The 15,303-nt window shown below is 33.6% G+C and carries 14 protein-coding genes; 12 read left to right on the top strand and 2 right to left on the bottom strand.

Translation table 11 applies throughout. The features are described from left to right. The 7 genes from KBI38_06390 to KBI38_06360 all read left to right on the top strand — a co-directional run. A partial coding sequence (locus KBI38_06390) for an FAD-dependent oxidoreductase (GenBank protein ID MBP8629686.1) occupies positions 1-869 on the top strand: 869 nt, incomplete at its 5' end. 117 nt (positions 870-986) lie between these two features. Further along, positions 987-2,057 (top strand): M42 family metallopeptidase, encoded by a 1,071-nt coding sequence (locus tag KBI38_06385; protein MBP8629685.1) that lies wholly within the window; start codon positions 987-989, stop codon positions 2,055-2,057. Then, positions 2,057-2,569, top strand: coding sequence for a gamma carbonic anhydrase family protein (locus KBI38_06380; protein MBP8629684.1), 513 nt, complete (start codon positions 2,057-2,059; stop codon positions 2,567-2,569). Before KBI38_06385 ends, KBI38_06380 begins: the two co-directional genes overlap by 1 nt. 2 nt (positions 2,570-2,571) lie before the next feature. Further along, positions 2,572-3,009 (top strand): nucleoside-diphosphate kinase, encoded by a 438-nt coding sequence (gene ndk / locus KBI38_06375; protein MBP8629683.1) that lies wholly within the window; start codon positions 2,572-2,574, stop codon positions 3,007-3,009. A gap of 1 nt (position 3,010) precedes the next feature. Further along, on the top strand, positions 3,011-3,511 hold the full coding sequence (locus tag KBI38_06370) for a cob(I)yrinic acid a,c-diamide adenosyltransferase (GenBank protein ID MBP8629682.1): 501 nt from the start codon (positions 3,011-3,013) through the stop codon (positions 3,509-3,511). Positions 3,512-3,663: 152 nt separating this feature from the next. Next, the gene (fusA, locus tag KBI38_06365) at positions 3,664-5,733 is read left to right on the top strand and encodes an elongation factor G (GenBank protein ID MBP8629681.1); all 2,070 of its coding nucleotides are present in this window, start codon (positions 3,664-3,666) and stop codon (positions 5,731-5,733) included. Positions 5,734-5,807: 74 nt separating this feature from the next. After that, positions 5,808-7,283 carry a glycoside hydrolase gene (locus tag KBI38_06360; protein MBP8629680.1) on the top strand — a complete coding sequence of 492 codons (1,476 nt, stop codon included), beginning with the start codon at positions 5,808-5,810 and terminating at the stop codon, positions 7,281-7,283. 117 nt (positions 7,284-7,400) lie between these two features. Here the strand turns inward: KBI38_06360 and KBI38_06355 are convergent, their stop codons facing one another. Beyond that, positions 7,401-8,285 (bottom strand): LysR family transcriptional regulator, encoded by an 885-nt coding sequence (locus KBI38_06355; GenBank protein MBP8629679.1) that lies wholly within the window; start codon positions 8,283-8,285, stop codon positions 7,401-7,403. A 104-nt stretch (positions 8,286-8,389) separates the two neighbouring features. Continuing rightward, entirely contained in the window at positions 8,390-9,817 is a 1,428-nt protein-coding gene (hydG, locus tag KBI38_06350) for a [FeFe] hydrogenase H-cluster radical SAM maturase HydG (GenBank protein ID MBP8629678.1), read from the bottom strand. A gap of 193 nt (positions 9,818-10,010) precedes the next feature. Here hydG and ilvD point away from each other — a divergent pair, with 193 nt between their 5' ends. From ilvD to KBI38_06325, 5 genes are all read left to right on the top strand, one after another. After that, on the top strand, positions 10,011-11,663 hold the full coding sequence (ilvD, locus tag KBI38_06345; GenBank protein ID MBP8629677.1) for a dihydroxy-acid dehydratase: 1,653 nt from the start codon (positions 10,011-10,013) through the stop codon (positions 11,661-11,663). Positions 11,664-11,758: 95 nt separating this feature from the next. After that, the gene (trmL, locus tag KBI38_06340; GenBank protein ID MBP8629676.1) at positions 11,759-12,217 is read left to right on the top strand and encodes a tRNA (uridine(34)/cytosine(34)/5-carboxymethylaminomethyluridine(34)-2'-O)-methyltransferase TrmL; all 459 of its coding nucleotides are present in this window, start codon (positions 11,759-11,761) and stop codon (positions 12,215-12,217) included. Positions 12,218-12,231: 14 nt separating this feature from the next. Beyond that, positions 12,232-13,149: a UDP-N-acetylmuramate dehydrogenase gene (gene murB, locus KBI38_06335; protein ID MBP8629675.1), complete on the top strand. Its 918-nt coding sequence runs from the start codon at positions 12,232-12,234 to the stop codon at positions 13,147-13,149. 33 nt (positions 13,150-13,182) lie between these two features. Continuing rightward, positions 13,183-14,787 carry an MBL fold metallo-hydrolase gene (locus KBI38_06330; protein ID MBP8629674.1) on the top strand — a complete coding sequence of 535 codons (1,605 nt, stop codon included), beginning with the start codon at positions 13,183-13,185 and terminating at the stop codon, positions 14,785-14,787. Positions 14,788-14,931: 144 nt separating this feature from the next. Next, a complete protein-coding gene (locus KBI38_06325; protein ID MBP8629673.1) occupies positions 14,932-15,243 on the top strand; it encodes a hypothetical protein in 312 nt (103 codons plus the stop codon). Positions 15,244-15,303: the final 60 nt, after the last annotated feature.

Raw genomic sequence — 15,303 nt, 5'->3', positions numbered from 1 at the left:
TTGTTGAAGCAAAGTATGTTATTAATTCGGCGGGAATATATAGTGATGAAATTGCTAAAATGGTAGGTATTGAGGACTATAAAATTACACCACGCCGCGGTCAATATGTTATTTTGGGTAAAGAGCAGAATTATTTAACTAATTCTGTTATCTTCCAAGTACCTACAGCACTGGGCAAAGGGATTTTGGTGACAACAACCTATCATGGTAATCTGATGATTGGTCCTAATGCTGAAGATATTACTGAAAAAAATGATTTAGGAACAACGTTAGAGGGGTTAAAATATATTGTTGATACTGCTAAAAAATCTGTTCCAGATATTGATATGAGAAAAGCTTTGCGCTCTTTTTCAGGGAATAGACCATTTGCTGATAAAAAAGACTTTATTATTGAAAACTCTTATTATAAAAATTTCATTAATTTAATTGGGATTGATTCACCAGGGTTAACTTCTTCGCCGGCGATTGCGCTAGAAGTTGTAGAAATTCTTAAAAATGCAGGACTAGACTTTGTAGCAAAAGAAAGTTTTAATCCTTATCGTAAAGCAATAATAATTAAAAAAGATGATAATTTTAAAGGCAGTATTGATGCTGTTGATCCCAAAGAAAAATTTATTTGTCGTTGTGAAAGGGTTACTGAAACAGAGATTGTTGATGCAATGCAGCGGGGAATTGAGGTTAAATCTTTAGATGCAATGAAGCGTAGAACAAGAGCCGGTATGGGTACTTGTCAAGGGTTTTTCTGTGGGCCAAGGGTGAAACATGTTATGGCAAAAGAACTAGGCTTAGCCGAAGAAGATATTAAGCAACATAATTTAAAAGAAGATCAAGGGCTGAGAATTGATCGTAAAGATTTGGTAAAACTATAATTAAACTATTTTAAAATGTTGAGTTAATAACTCAACATTTTATTTTAATAAAATTAAGCAGGAAAACTATAAATAAGGCAGTATATAAAATAAGAGTCTAAGTTTGAGGTGAATATTATGGAAAAAAAATTAAATTGGTTAAAGCAAATTTCAGAAGTTGCCGGAATTTCCGGTTTTGAAACTCCGGTAAAACAATTATTGATTGATAAATTAGCACATCAATATGAAGTTAACTACGATAAATTAGGTAGTGTTATTTTTTCGAGAAAAGAGCAGAAAGAGTTAAAAGTTATGTTAGCTGCTCATATGGATGAAGTCGGGTTTATGGTAAAAACTATAACCAAAGAGGGCTTTTTAAAGTTTGTAACAATTGGTGGTTGGTGGGAGCAAATTTTATTAGGACAAAGAGTTGATGTTTTGACATCAAATGGTGTTATTCCAGGCGTAATCGGTAGTAAACCACCACATATTTTAAGTCCAGATGAACGCAAAAAATTGGTGCAAAAAGCTGATATGTATATTGATATTGGTGCGAAAGATGATAAAGAAGCACTGGAAGTGTTTGGCGTAAAGCCAGGGTGCGCAGTTGTACCATATAGTAAGTTTACGGTAATGGCTAATGATAAAATGCTGTTAGGAAAAGCTTGGGATGATAGAATCGGTTGTGCAATTATGGCAGAGGTTATGGAAAATATAGCTTTAAAAAATACTGCTGCCACTGTGTATGGTGTTGGTACAGTACAAGAAGAAGTCGGACTAAGAGGAGCACAAACTAGCGTCAAGGTTATTGATCCTGATATTGCTTTTATTATTGATACTTGCGTCGCTGGTGATGTGCCGGGAGTCACTGAAGATAAAGCTGCTGGTAAACTCGGTCGTGGTATTGGGATAACAATTTACGATGCTAGTATGATTCCTCATATTAAGCTAAGAGATTATGTTATTAATATTGCCGAAAAATATAAAATTCCTTATCAATTGGTCTTTAGTGAAGGTGGCGGAACTGACGCTGGGCGCATTCACTTGAATTCAGTGGGGGTACCAAGTATTGTATTAAGTATTCCTACTAGATACATCCATAGTCACAATGGTATTATTCATCTAGACGATTATAATGCCGGGGTATCATTATTGACTAAAATTCTTGAAGATTTTGATAAAGATTGTTACAAGGAGCTTTTGAAGTAATGAATAAGAATATTTTAAAATATGAAAACTTAGAGCCTACTATCGGTAATGATGTTTATATTGCTCCAGGGGCATTTGTGATTGGTGCTGTATCTTTAGGTGATAATTCTAATATATGGTTTAACACTGTTTTGCGGGGCGATATTGAAAAAATAAAAGTAGGCAAGTTTACTAATATTCAGGATAATTCTACGGTTCATGTAATGGGTGATTGTCCGGCGATTATTGGTGATTATGTTACCGTTGGTCATGGGGCCATTGTCCATGGCTGTACGGTAGGTGATAATTGTTTAATTGGTATGGGGGCTATTTTGCTTGGCTATTGCGAAATTGGCGAAAACTGCATTATAGCCGCCGGAACATTGATAACAGAACGAAAGAAAATACCTCCTAATTCAATGGTGATGGGTTCGCCTGGTAAAGTTGTCCGACAATTGACACCAGCGGAAGTTGAGGCAATTAGAAAGTCGGCGCTAAATTATAGTGAAGTAGCAGCAAAATATTTAAAGTAGGGATGATGCTGATGGAAGAGACTTTAGTAATAATAAAACCGGACGCTTATAAAGCCGGATTATCAGGTGAAATAATCAAGCGTTATGAAGATAATGACTTGAAAATTAGAGCTTTAAAACTGGTGGAATTGGATGAAAATATAGTTTGCGAACATTATAAAGAGCATTTGGGGAAAAGTTATTACGATAAATTAATTAAGTTTATGTTATCAGCACCATGTATCGTAATGGTTTTAAGTGGTGAAAATGCCATTGAGAAAGTAAGAGCTATTAATGGAGCAACTGATCCGAAAAAAGCCTCTAAAGGTACAATTAGAGCAGATTTTGCGCAGGATGTTACTTATAATATTGTTCATGCTTCTGATGGTAAAGAAAATGCAAGGCGAGAGATTGAATTGTTTTTTAAATATGAAGAATTAAAATGTATAAGAGGTGAATGAAATGGCTGTTTACACAAAAACCGGTGATAAAGGTATGACTAGTTTGTTGTCGGGTGAACGTGTGGAAAAATCAGGGTTAAGGGTTGAGGCTTATGGCAATGTTGATGAACTTAGTTCAACTTTAGGCTTAGCAAGATTTTTTTGTCAAAAACAATCTGTTAAAGATGAAATATTGAAAATTCAAAAATTAAATATGTTAATAATGGCAGAGCTTGCTAGCAATAACTTAACAGAGCCTTATGTGAAAAGTGAAGTTATTGTAGAGTTAGAAAAAGTTTTAGATGAATTGACAGCAAAGCTGCCACCTCTTAATAAATTTTTAATTTCCGGTGAGAATAGTGGCGGTGCTTTTTTGGATTTAGCAAGAACTGTAACTAGACGAGCTGAGCGAAGTTTATGGCGGTTATCAAAAGAAGAATTTGTTAGCGAAACCTTATTAATTGCATTAAATAGAATTTCTGATTTGTGTTTTATGTTAATGCGGTTTGAAGAAATGAATTAATAACAACGACCTCAGTATCACTGATAAAAGTTTTTATTAGTAGGTGCTGAGGTTTTTTATATTTAGTAAATAAAAAAGGTTTTTATTTACTAAATAGCGAATATTACTAACTAGTAAATGAAAATTTAGTGAACTGTTCAGGAGGGATTAGCGTGAAAGAATATGGTAGTTGTGACTTAAGAAATATCGCTATATTAGCTCATGGGAAAGCCGGTAAAACATCGCTAACAGAAGCATTAGCTTATAATGCAGGACATACTAATCGTTTAGGTAAAGTTGATGATGGAACAACAGTAGCTGATTTTGAACCAGAGGAAATTAAACGTAAGCTTACTATTTCCAACGCATTAGTTTCTTGTGAATGGGAAGATACTAAATTGAATTTTATTGATACTCCGGGTTATCCGGATTTTTTCGGTGAAGTCAAAGGCGCACTAAGTGCAACTGATAGTGCTTTAATTGTTGTTTGTGCACCAGCTGGGATTGAAGTTGAAACTGAAAAAGTATGGAATTATTGTAAAGAGTTAAATAAACCAACAGCTTTTTTTGTTAATAAAATGGATCGCGAACATGCTGATTTTAATAATGTTGTTGAACAATTACAAATTAAGTTTGGTGCCGGTATTGTGCCAATCCAGATTCCTATCGGCGCGGAAGAAGCTTTTCATGGTGTAGTTGATTTGCTAGAAATGAGTACACGTATTAAAACTAGTCAAAAGCAAATTATCGAGGGTGAAATCCCTGAATTTCTAAAAAAAGAAGTTGCTAAAGCGAAAGAAAGATTGGTGGAAACTATTGTCGAAACTAATCCAGAGTTATTAGATCGCTATTTAGCGGGTGAAGAAATTTCAGATAATGAACTTATTACCACTTTAAAATTAGGAATCAAGAATGCAAAATTATTTCCGGTATTATGTGGTTCGGCTCTAAAAAATATCGGGGTAAATAAATTATTATATGATATTATTGAATATCTGCCAGAGCCTAGTTTAGATAATCTAGCGACTAATAATCTAACAGAGGAATTGGTCGAGATTAATGAAAACAGTCCGTTTTCCGGTTTAGTTTTTAAAACTACTGCTGATCCTTTTGTCGGACGGCTAAGTTATATTAGGATTTTCTCCGGTAGTTTAACTGCCGACAGTACTGTTTATAATCCGTTAAAAGATAAAGTTGAAAAAATTGGTAATATTTTCAGTTTAAGAGGGAAACAACAAATTAATCTTAAAAAAGGGTTAGCCGGTGATATTGTGGTTGTGGCAAAACTACAAGATACGGTTACCGGTGATTCTCTAACCGATAAAAGCTTTCCGGTGGTCTTTGATGAAATAATTTATCCTAAACCAATGTTTACGATGGCTGTAGAAACAAAAAATAAGGGTGATGAGGATAAATTAAGTAACGCATTAGTGCGGATTTTAGATGAAGATCCAACGGTACGCTATGTGAAAAGTGCTGAAACTGCAGAGTTTTTGTTAAGTGGTATCGGTGAGATGCATACGGAAATTATTGCTGATAAAATTAAACGAAAATTCGGAGTAGAGCTATTATTGAAAAACCCTAAGATTCCTTATCGTGAAACAATTAGGATGAAAGAAAAAGTTGAAGCTAAACATAAAAAACAAAGTGGCGGGCATGGACAATATGGTCATGTTTGGTTACAAATTGAACCACTACCACCGGGAACAGGAATTGAATTTACTGATTCAATTTTTGGTGGTGCAGTTCCAAGACAATATATTCCGGCTGTTGAAAAAGGAGTAAAAGAGGCTTTGCAGGCAGGAATACTAGCCGGTTATCCAGTCGTTGATGTGAAAGTAGATTTATGTGATGGCTCATATCACAATGTAGATTCTTCGGAAATGGCGTTTAAGATTGCTAGTGCTGCTGCGGTAAAAAAAGCAGTAATGCAAGCTAAGCCTGTTTTATTAGAGCCAATTTATGATTTGGAAATAACAATTCCTGAATATTATATGGGTGATGTTATTGCAGATCTTAATACTAAGCGTGGTCGGATTAATGGTATGGACTCAGGGTTAACTGGTATCGGGGTCGTTAAGGCTCAAGCACCGGTAGCGGAACTATTCCGTTTTGCGATTGATTTACGTTCAATCACTCAAGGTCGCGGATTTTTTGATATGAAATTTTCGCATTATGAAGAGGTTCCACAAAAAATCGCTCAAGAAATTATTGATAATGCCAAAGACAAGACCATAGATTAAACTCGACAGATAATATCGTGGCTTATTAACGATATTATCTGTCTTATTTTTAAAATGATAATAGGGAGAAGGTTATGAAAAAAATATGTTGTTTATTTGTAATACTATTTGTAATTACTACAATGGGTATCGCCGGGGCAGCTGAGAAAAAAATAATAATTAAAACTCCGGATAAGATTATTCAAACCGAAGACAATGCAAATTTGATAGATGGTAAAATAAAGATTCCCCTTAATTTAGTTAAAGATTATCTTTATCAAAATATGGCGATAGATAATCCTAATAAACAGGTATTAATTAATTTTAGTATGCCAAAAATTAAATTTAATAATGATAAGACCAATAACTTGATTTTTAATGGCTTTAAAATAATGTATCCACTGGAAAAGATCAATAATAATGATTATCTTAATATTGACCGCTTAGGGCTACTATTAGGAATTAGCATTGAAGAAAATGAAGATAATATAATAATTACTACTAATAGAAATTCTTATTATAATCCAGTTAAACTTAATTACAGTGCTACTAATGATTTAGCAAAAATTGTTATGGTGTGGCAACCTATTTTAACTGAATCCGCCGCTACAGAAAAATTGCCGGCATTAAACATATTATCACCAAGTTGGTTTAGTATTGTCAGTGCTGATGGAATGATTGCGAACAAAGCTGATTACCAATATAGTGTAATGGCAAAAGAAAATAAGTATAAGTTGTGGCCACTAATTACTAATAGTTTTGATCCGGATTTAACCCATAAATTTCTTAATGATAAAAATGCCAGGAAAAATATCATAAAACAATTGGTGGTTTATGCCGGATTATATGAAGTTGATGGTATTAATTTTGATTTTGAAAATATTTATGAAAGCGATCGAGAGCTTTTAAATCAATTTATGTTGGAAGCAACTAAAGCATTACATGATATTAATGTAAAGGTATCCATTGATGTTACAGCACCAATGGATGATTCACAATGGTCAAAATGTTATGATCGTAAGACTCTTGGCAAAATCGTTGATTATGTGATGTTAATGGCTTACGATGAACATTGGCGCACTAGTCCAGTTAGTGGTTCAGTAGCGTCTTTGCCTTGGGTGGAAAATGGTGTTGTTAATACTTTAAAGGATGTACCTAATGAAAAATTAGTGTTAGGCCTACCTTTTTATATGAGAGAGTGGCAAGAACAAACAGTAGCTGGAAAAATTAAGGTTAAAGCTAAAACTGTAGCAATGCACGAAATTGATACAATAATAAAAGATAAAAAGTTAAAGCCTCTGTGGTTAGAAGATAAAGGTCAAGATTATGTTCAATACCAACAAGATGGTGCCATTTATAAGATTTGGATTGAAAATGAAAAATCATTGGATAAAAAAATTAATTTAGTAGAAAAGTATAATTTAGCTGGTGTGGCAGCTTGGCGGAAAGGTTTCGAAAAACCAGAAGTATGGCAGTTGCTGGAGGAGAAACTTAATAGTAAGGTTCCTGAAGAAACCACTACTTGCATTAAAAAGCCGAAAAAGAAAAATAAAAAGTCCACTATGTTATAATGGACTTTAAAACCTTAGAGAAAATGCACCTTACGAAAAAGTAAGGTGCATTTTTATTGTAGTGGTAAAAGATTTAAGAAAATATAATCATATTAAATAATGTAGACCATAAAAATGTTATTGTTGAGCTACTGTTAGATGAGTTTTGCAGAAATCAATAAAAGCTTGAGCTGCTTTTGATACATATTTATCTTTTTTCCATGCTAGTCCAATATCGACATATTTAGCTTCGGTCAGTGGAATAGCTTTCAAAGTAGTTTCATTATGAACAATAACATCTAGTAAAAAAGAAATACCAACGCCACTAGCGACTAATCCTTTGATGGTTTCAATCTGGTTAGATTCTAAAATTATTCTTGGAGCAATATTATGCTTATCAAATTCCGTTAGAATTGCTTGACGTAAATAAGAGCCTGATTTTAACATAATTAAATTATCTTCATGAATATCATTAAAAGAAATAGTAGTTTTGTTGGCTAACAGATGATCATTCGGTAAACAAGCGACAATTTGATTGGTGGACATTTGAAATAGTTGAAGATTAGAAGGAGCATTGGTTGTAATGACAATTCCAAAATCAAGCTCATCACGTTCTAATTGTTCTCTAATAGCAATAGAGCCTTCTTCGTAGATATAAATATCTAAATTTGAATGAAGTTGTCGAAAATCTGAAAATATCTTGGGAAAGAGATAAGCTCCAATCATTGGTGGTATCCCTATTTTGATGGAGCCTTTTTGTAATTGCTTATAATCATTTAACTCCAATAAGGCATCTTGAATATTACGTAAAGCAATATCAATACGATTTAAAAAAACCGTTCCTTCCGGTGTTAAAGTCAGTTGTTTTTGACTTCTATCAAATAATTGAACGCCAAGTTCAGCTTCTAATTTTTTAATAGCAACAGTGATATTCGGTTGTGAAACCTTTAATCTTTCTGCGGCTCTGGTGATATTTTTTAAGCGACTGGCCATTTGAAAATACTCTAGTTGACGCAATTCCATTTGTATTACCTCTTTAATGATTAAGTTGATAAGTTCCTCTTAAGATAATAAGTAAAAACTATATTATCATTATTATATCATATTTTAAAATTATTTAAATTGTTTTAGAAATAAAAATCGCGCTTACCATTTTCAATTTCTTTTAAAGTAGCAATCGTTTTATCTTTAACACTAGGATTGCTTAACTTTTCAACTTCTTTAGCAATTAAGGCATTGCCGACTGCTTTAGTTTTTTCATCAGCGTAATCTATTAGATATTCTTTTAAGGTTAAAATAGCGTTTGGCAAGCACACATTTTGAATTTCGCCTGATTTGGCTAAAGCCATGAATCGATCACCAGTACGCCCTTGACGATAACAAGCGGTACAGTAACTTGGAATATAGCCTTTTTCACATAGCATTTGAATTATTTCATTAGGAGATCTAGTGTCGCTGGTTTCAAATTGCATACTACTTTCAGCAGTATTATTTTTGTCATAATTTTCACGATATGCCCCAACACCGGTACCGGAAGCAGCACTGATTTGAGAAACACCATAATCAATTAAAATATCACGATAAGCCGGATCTTCTCTAGTTGATAATATTAAGCCGGTATAAGGCACTGCTAGCCTAATAATTGCAATAATTTTTGCAAAATCTGCATCGCTAACTAGGTGTGGGAATTTATCTAAAGTTACACCGGTTGCTGGTCTTAGACGAGGGACAGAAATAGTATGTGGACCGACTCCAAATTCTTGCTCTAGATGTTCAGCGTGCAAAAACATAGCTACAGTTTCATACTTAAAATCATATAGACCGTATAAGACACCAATTCCAACATCATCAATTCCGGCCTTCATAGCACGATCCATGGCAGTAGTATGCCAATTATAATCGCTTTTTGGCCCGGATAAATGTAGCTTTTGGTAAGTGTCGCGATGATAAGTTTCTTGAAACAAAATATATGTTCCAATCCCTGCTTTTTTCAAAAGTTCATATTCAGCAATAGTTGTCGCAGCGATATTAACATTAGCTCGTCTGATACTACCGTTATCATTTTTTACGGAGTAGATTGTTTTTAAGGCATCTACAACATAATCGATAGGGCAATTGACATTATCTTCACCAGCCTCAATCGCAAGACGCTTATGTCCTAAATTTTCTAAAATTTCTACTTCTTTTTTTATTTCAGCCATAGATAATTTTCGGCGCAGTTGTTTTTTGTTACTGGTACGATAACCACAATAAGTACAATTATTAATACAATAACTCGATAAATATAACGGAGCAAACAACACAATTCGGTCACCATAAATACTTTGTTTAATAAACTGGGCTGTTTTATAAATTTCTTGTAATAATTCTTTATCTTCAACCTGTAATAATATTGCAACTTCAGCTGCGCTTAACCCCGCTAAAGTTTTAGCTTTATTGATTATTTTTGCAATAGATTCTTTGTTTTGAGCAAGTTTTTTTGAATTATCTAACAATTCAAAAATTAAATTATCATCTATAAATGCATCAGAAGTACGTTCTGTTTGCTTTATCATAAAAACACCTCTTTTTTTACTGGATTATTTATATTATTTAGTTTAATATATTATTTATAATATTTCTATAATAAATACATATTTCCTCTACAACAAGAAGGAAAATGTAAAACGATATTGAATTATAAATATTTATGGTCAATATCAAGGAGATATTGTTAATAAATTAAAGTAAAGAAGTGGTGGGGTTTAAATGAGAAGTGATACAGTAAAAAAGGGCTCAACAAGAGCTGCTCATCGTGCATTATTTTATGCAATGGGCTATACTCCAGAAGATTTAAAAAAACCATTAATTGGTGTAGTTAATGCGTTTAATGAGATAATTCCAGGTCATATTCATTTAAGAACAATTGCTGAAGCTGTTAAAACGGGTGTTTCAGCGGCAGGCGGAACACCGATGGAATTTCCGTCTATTGGTATTTGTGATGGTATTGCCATGGGTCATGAGGGAATGCGTTATCCTTTAGCTAGTCGCGAGCTTATCGCTGATTCTATTGAATCGGTAGCGAGCGCTCATGCTTTTGATGGCTTAGTGTTAATTCCTAACTGCGACAAAATAATTCCTGGTATGTTAATGGCCGCAGCACGTTTAAATATTCCATGTGTTGTTGTTAGTGGTGGGCCGATGATGGCGGGCCGTCATGATCAAAAAGAAATTAGTGTAAGCCAAATTTTTGAAGCTGCTGGTAAATTTGAAGCTGGTGAAATATCAGCAACAGAATTAGATCAAATGGAACAATCAGCTTGTCCAGGCTGTGGTTCTTGTGCCGGACTATTTACTGCTAATAGCATGAATTGTTTGACAGAAGCATTAGGGATGGGTCTTCCGGGGAATGGAACTATTCCAGCTGCCCATACCGGAGCAAGAAAAGCCTTGGCGAAAAAAGCTGGTGAAGCAATTTTGGAATTAGTAAAAAAAGATATTAAGCCTCGTGATATTATGACGAAAAATGCTTTTGAAAATGCGATTGCTGTTGATATGGGTATTGGTGGATCTTCTAATACTGTATTACATTTGACGGCGATTGCTCACGAAGCTGGTATTGATTTACCGTTATCATTATTTGATGAAATCAGTGCTAAAACACCATATATTACAAAGTTAAGCCCAGGAGGTTTCCATCACTTACAAGATTTAAATGATGCTGGTGGGATAAGTGCTGTAATTAAAGAATTAGCTAAACGTGGAGTAATTCATACTGATGCTATTACAATTACCGGAACGATGGCAGAACGTATTGAAAATGCAGTGATCAGATCATCAGAGGTTATAAAAACAGTGGAGGAACCTTATCGTAATAAGGGTGGTATTGCCATTTTAAAAGGAAATTTAGCATTAGATGGCGCTGTAGTAAAAGAAAGTGCTGTTACTGAAGATATGCTAGTATTCGAAGGAAAAGCAAAAGTATTTGATTCTGAGGAAGCTGCTATTGAAGCTATTTTAGCACGTAAGGTCTTTGATGGTGATGTCGTTGTTATTCGTTATGAAGGACCGAAAGGTGGTCCGGGAATGAGAGAAATGCTTAATCCGACAGCAATAATTGCTGGAATGGGATTGAAAGTAGCATTATTGACTGATGGTAGATTCTCCGGAGCTACTAGAGGAGCTTGTATTGGACATGTTTCACCAGAAGCAATGGAAGGTGGTAATATCGCCTTGGTTGAAAATGATGATACAATTTTCATTGATATTCCTAATAGAATTTTAGAGGTTAAAGTTAGTTCAGAAGAATTGGCACAAAGAAAAGCAAATTGGAAAATGCCTCTACCTAAAGTAACTAGTGGTTATTTAGCGCGTTATGCGAGAATGGTTACTTCGGCTAGTACAGGTGCAGTTTTAAAGTAGAATAAAATTTAAATCCCACTGCTAGTCGGTGGGATTTTGTTTTTTTTAGATAATTGTATATAATATAATTATAAATATTAATAGAGGTGTAGTTAATGCATATTGTTTTAGTAGAACCCGAAATACCTGGTAATACCGGTAACATTGCACGATTATGTGCAGCCACCGGAACGGATTTACATTTAGTAAAGCCTTTAGGCTTTTCCGTTGATGACAAAGCTTTAAAAAGAGCAGGCCTTGATTATTGGCATTTAGTAAAAGTGCATTATCATGATAGTTTTATAGAGTTATATGAACAGTATCCAGAAAGTAATTTTTATTTTAATACAACCAAAACCACTAAAAGTTACGGAGAAATTAAATTTTCACCTGATGATTTTTTAGTTTTTGGTAAAGAAACAGCAGGGTTACCGGAAAAAATATTGAATTTAAACAAAGAGAACTGTATTAGAATTCCGATGTATAGTGAAGCTAGATCGCTTAACTTATCTAATGCAGTAGCTATTGTATTATACGAGAGTTTAAGACAACACGGTTTTGAAGGTTTGATTTAAGTTGGAGGTTTTAAATTTTGAATTTTGATGGCGCTTTTTTAGAAGCAATAAAAAAAATAGTACCAAGTGAAAATATATTATTAAATGAGCCCTTGGCAAAACATACTACTTTTAAAATTGGTGGTCCTGCCGATATCTTTATTAATGTATCATCAACACAAGAAGTTTCACAAATAATAAAATTATGTGAAGAAAACCAAGTTAACCTTCATGTTTTAGGTAATGGTTCCAATATTTTAGTATTAGATAAAGGGATTAGAGGTGTTTTGGTCAAGTTTGGGCACAATTTTGCAAAAATGAAATTTGAAAATAATAGATTTATTGTTGGGGCCGGTGCATTATTAAAAGATGTAGCCAATTTCGCAGCACAAAATGGTCATAGTGGAATGGAGTTTGCAGTTGGAATACCGGGGAGCATTGGCGGTGCCGTGTTTATGAATGCCGGAGCTTATGAAGGTGAAATGAGTAAAGTTGTAGAAAGCGTTACTGCCATAAATCAAGCCGGTGAAATAATTAAATATCAGAATAGTGAAGTTGATTTTTCATATCGCCATAGTATTTTTCAAGATAATCATCATATTATTTGTGAAGTTACTTTAAATCTTGGAGCTGATAATCAAACTGAAATTACTGAAAAGATGAATGATTTCACTACTAGAAGGGAAAGTAAACAACCACTGGATATGCCAAGTGCCGGCAGTACTTTTAAGCGACCGGTAGGATATTTTGCTGGAACTTTAATTGAGCAAGCCGGGTTAAAAGGGTTTAAAGTTGGTGGGGCAATGGTTTCTCCTAAACATGCTGGTTTTGTTATTAATGCGGGTGGTGCGACAGCACAAGATGTGCTGGACTTAATTAAAGAAATACAAAGAATTGTTTATGAAAAGCATGGCGTTAACTTACAGCCAGAAGTAAAAACGATGGGTGAGTAAACAGAGGATTTAATTTATTTGGGGGTATGAAACATGAAATTGCAATTTTTAGGCGCAGCACAAATGGTAACAGGTTCATCCTTTTTATTAGAAGTTGCAGATAAGAAAATTTTAATTGACTGTGGTTTATTTCAAGGTTCAAAAGCTGTAAGAATGCTCAATTATCGTGAGTTTTTATATGACCCTCAGACTATAGATTGTGTAATTTTAACGCATGCTCATATTGATCATTGCGGATTAATTCCTAAGCTGTGCAAAAATGGCTTTAAAGGGCCTATTTATGCCACTAAAGTGACTAATGAATTGTGCCGAATAATGTTACCTGATAGTGCTCATATTCAAGAATATGATGCTTCGTTAATTAACAAAAAAGGGCAACGTTCTGGGAAAAAAATAATCGAGCCAATTTATACTGTTGATGATGCTTTTTTAGCATTACAACAATTTGTGGAAGTTGATTATGTTGAAGATTTAATGCTTGATGAAAATATTACGGTTAGGTTTAATGATGCCGGACATATTATGGGATCAGCTATTTTAGAGATTTTTGTGCATGAAAATAATGAAACAGTAAAATTGTTGTTTTCTGGAGACTTAGGACAACCTAATCAGCCCATCATCAAGGATCCTAGTATTATTAGTGGTGCTGATTATATTATTTGCGAATCAACTTACGGCAATAGGATTCATAAATTTTATGATAAGGAAGCTAAATTGGCTGAAATCATCAATGATACGGTGGCACGAGGTGGCAATATAATTATTCCTTCCTTTGCAGTCGGCAGAACACAATCTGTATTGTATTATCTAAGTAAACTAGTAAAAGAAAGTAAAATCCCCGAAATTCCTATTGTGATTGATAGTCCGCTTGCTATTGCGGCTACTAATATTATTGATAATAATCAACAAGAATTTGATGAGGAAACATTAGCTTTATTATCTTATGATGGTAGTATTTTAGATGTGCCTAATCTGCGACTAACAAAAACCTTTGATGAATCAAAAGAATTAAATAATATCGAAGGTTCCGCTATTATTATTTCTGCTAGTGGTATGGCTGATGCTGGCCGCGTTTTACACCATTTGAAACATAATTTATGGCGTCCGGAGTCTAGTGTATTATTTGTTGGCTATCAAGCCGAAGATAGTATGGGGAAACGCTTAATTGATGGTATTAAACGTGTTAAAATCATTGGTGAAGAAATCACGGTAAGGGCTAAAATATACAATTTGGATGGATTTTCCGCGCATGCGGACAGAGAACAGATTGTTGATTGGTTAAAACAAGTAGTAAACCCGATTCCTAATAATATTTTCTTAGTTCATGGTGAACTAAGTGCCTCACAGCCATTTGCTGAATATGTTGAAGAAGTTATCCCTACTAAAACTTATATTCCTAAATATGGTGATATTGCTATTATTGATGGACGTAATTGGCATATTGAAGAAACTCAAGTAGTTCTTGAACCTGCCGTTAAAGACCTTGAAGAAATCTTTAGCTTGGCGGAATCTGATTTTATCATTATAAAAAAACGCTTACTCGATTTAGTTTTAGCACAGCCTAATAAGCTAAAAGAAACAGAAATAAGAATTGGCAAAGTCTTACGTTATGCTAAAAAAATATTGAATGATTTATAAATATATTTAGAGCCCCTTCCGCTATTTAAGGCGGAAGGGGCTCTAAATATATTTTGTATTAAAGTTCTAAATAGCAGGTTTTTCAAATAATTAGAAGAATTATTATAATAACACTTCTAATTATTTGAAAGTTGGGATGTTATAATGGTGATTTTGTTAATAGTAATAATTATTTTATTAATAATATATTTGTTGCTTTATAAAAAAAGCAATAGTGCGATAACCTTATGCAAAAATAAATCAGTGTGGACTTCATTGCTTAGTTTTATTGGTCTTGGTATGCTTATTAATTATTTCTCTAATGATAACAATGATAATAACGTTAATAAAAACAATGAAATAAATGAAGATTATGATAATGAGTTTTATTATAATGATACTTATTTGGATGATGAATTTTTAAATGAAGATATCAACGAAGATGATGAAGATTATGGTGATAAGGATTATGAATAAGTAAAGATATTTTGAAAGAAGTGAAAAGTTTGTGAAAAAATTTTTAAAAAATCTTAAGCT

Source organism: Negativicutes bacterium, from assembly GCA_018052945.1.
GTDB lineage: Bacteria > Bacillota > Negativicutes > JAGPMH01 > JAGPMH01 > JAGPMH01.
The sequence above is the reverse complement of the archived record's forward strand: the minus strand, read 5'-3'. Positions and strand labels throughout refer to the sequence as shown.

Bases quoted from the DNA above. Each gene is read 5' to 3' on its own strand.
- KBI38_06380 (MBP8629684.1), top strand. From the start codon at position 2,057: ATGAATAAGAATATTTTAAAATATGAAAACTTAGAGCCTACTATCGGT.
- KBI38_06325 (MBP8629673.1), top strand. From the start codon at position 14,932: ATGGTGATTTTGTTAATAGTAATAATTATTTTATTAATAATATATTTG.
- hydG (MBP8629678.1), bottom strand. From the start codon at position 9,817: ATGATAAAGCAAACAGAACGTACTTCTGATGCATTTATAGATGATAAT.
- KBI38_06330 (MBP8629674.1), top strand. From the start codon at position 13,183: ATGAAATTGCAATTTTTAGGCGCAGCACAAATGGTAACAGGTTCATCC.
- ilvD (MBP8629677.1), top strand. From the start codon at position 10,011: ATGAGAAGTGATACAGTAAAAAAGGGCTCAACAAGAGCTGCTCATCGT.
- trmL (MBP8629676.1), top strand. From the start codon at position 11,759: ATGCATATTGTTTTAGTAGAACCCGAAATACCTGGTAATACCGGTAAC.
- ndk (MBP8629683.1), top strand. From the start codon at position 2,572: ATGATGCTGATGGAAGAGACTTTAGTAATAATAAAACCGGACGCTTAT.
- KBI38_06370 (MBP8629682.1), top strand. From the start codon at position 3,011: ATGGCTGTTTACACAAAAACCGGTGATAAAGGTATGACTAGTTTGTTG.
- KBI38_06355 (MBP8629679.1), bottom strand. From the start codon at position 8,285: ATGGAATTGCGTCAACTAGAGTATTTTCAAATGGCCAGTCGCTTAAAA.
- KBI38_06385 (MBP8629685.1), top strand. From the start codon at position 987: ATGGAAAAAAAATTAAATTGGTTAAAGCAAATTTCAGAAGTTGCCGGA.
- KBI38_06360 (MBP8629680.1), top strand. From the start codon at position 5,808: ATGAAAAAAATATGTTGTTTATTTGTAATACTATTTGTAATTACTACA.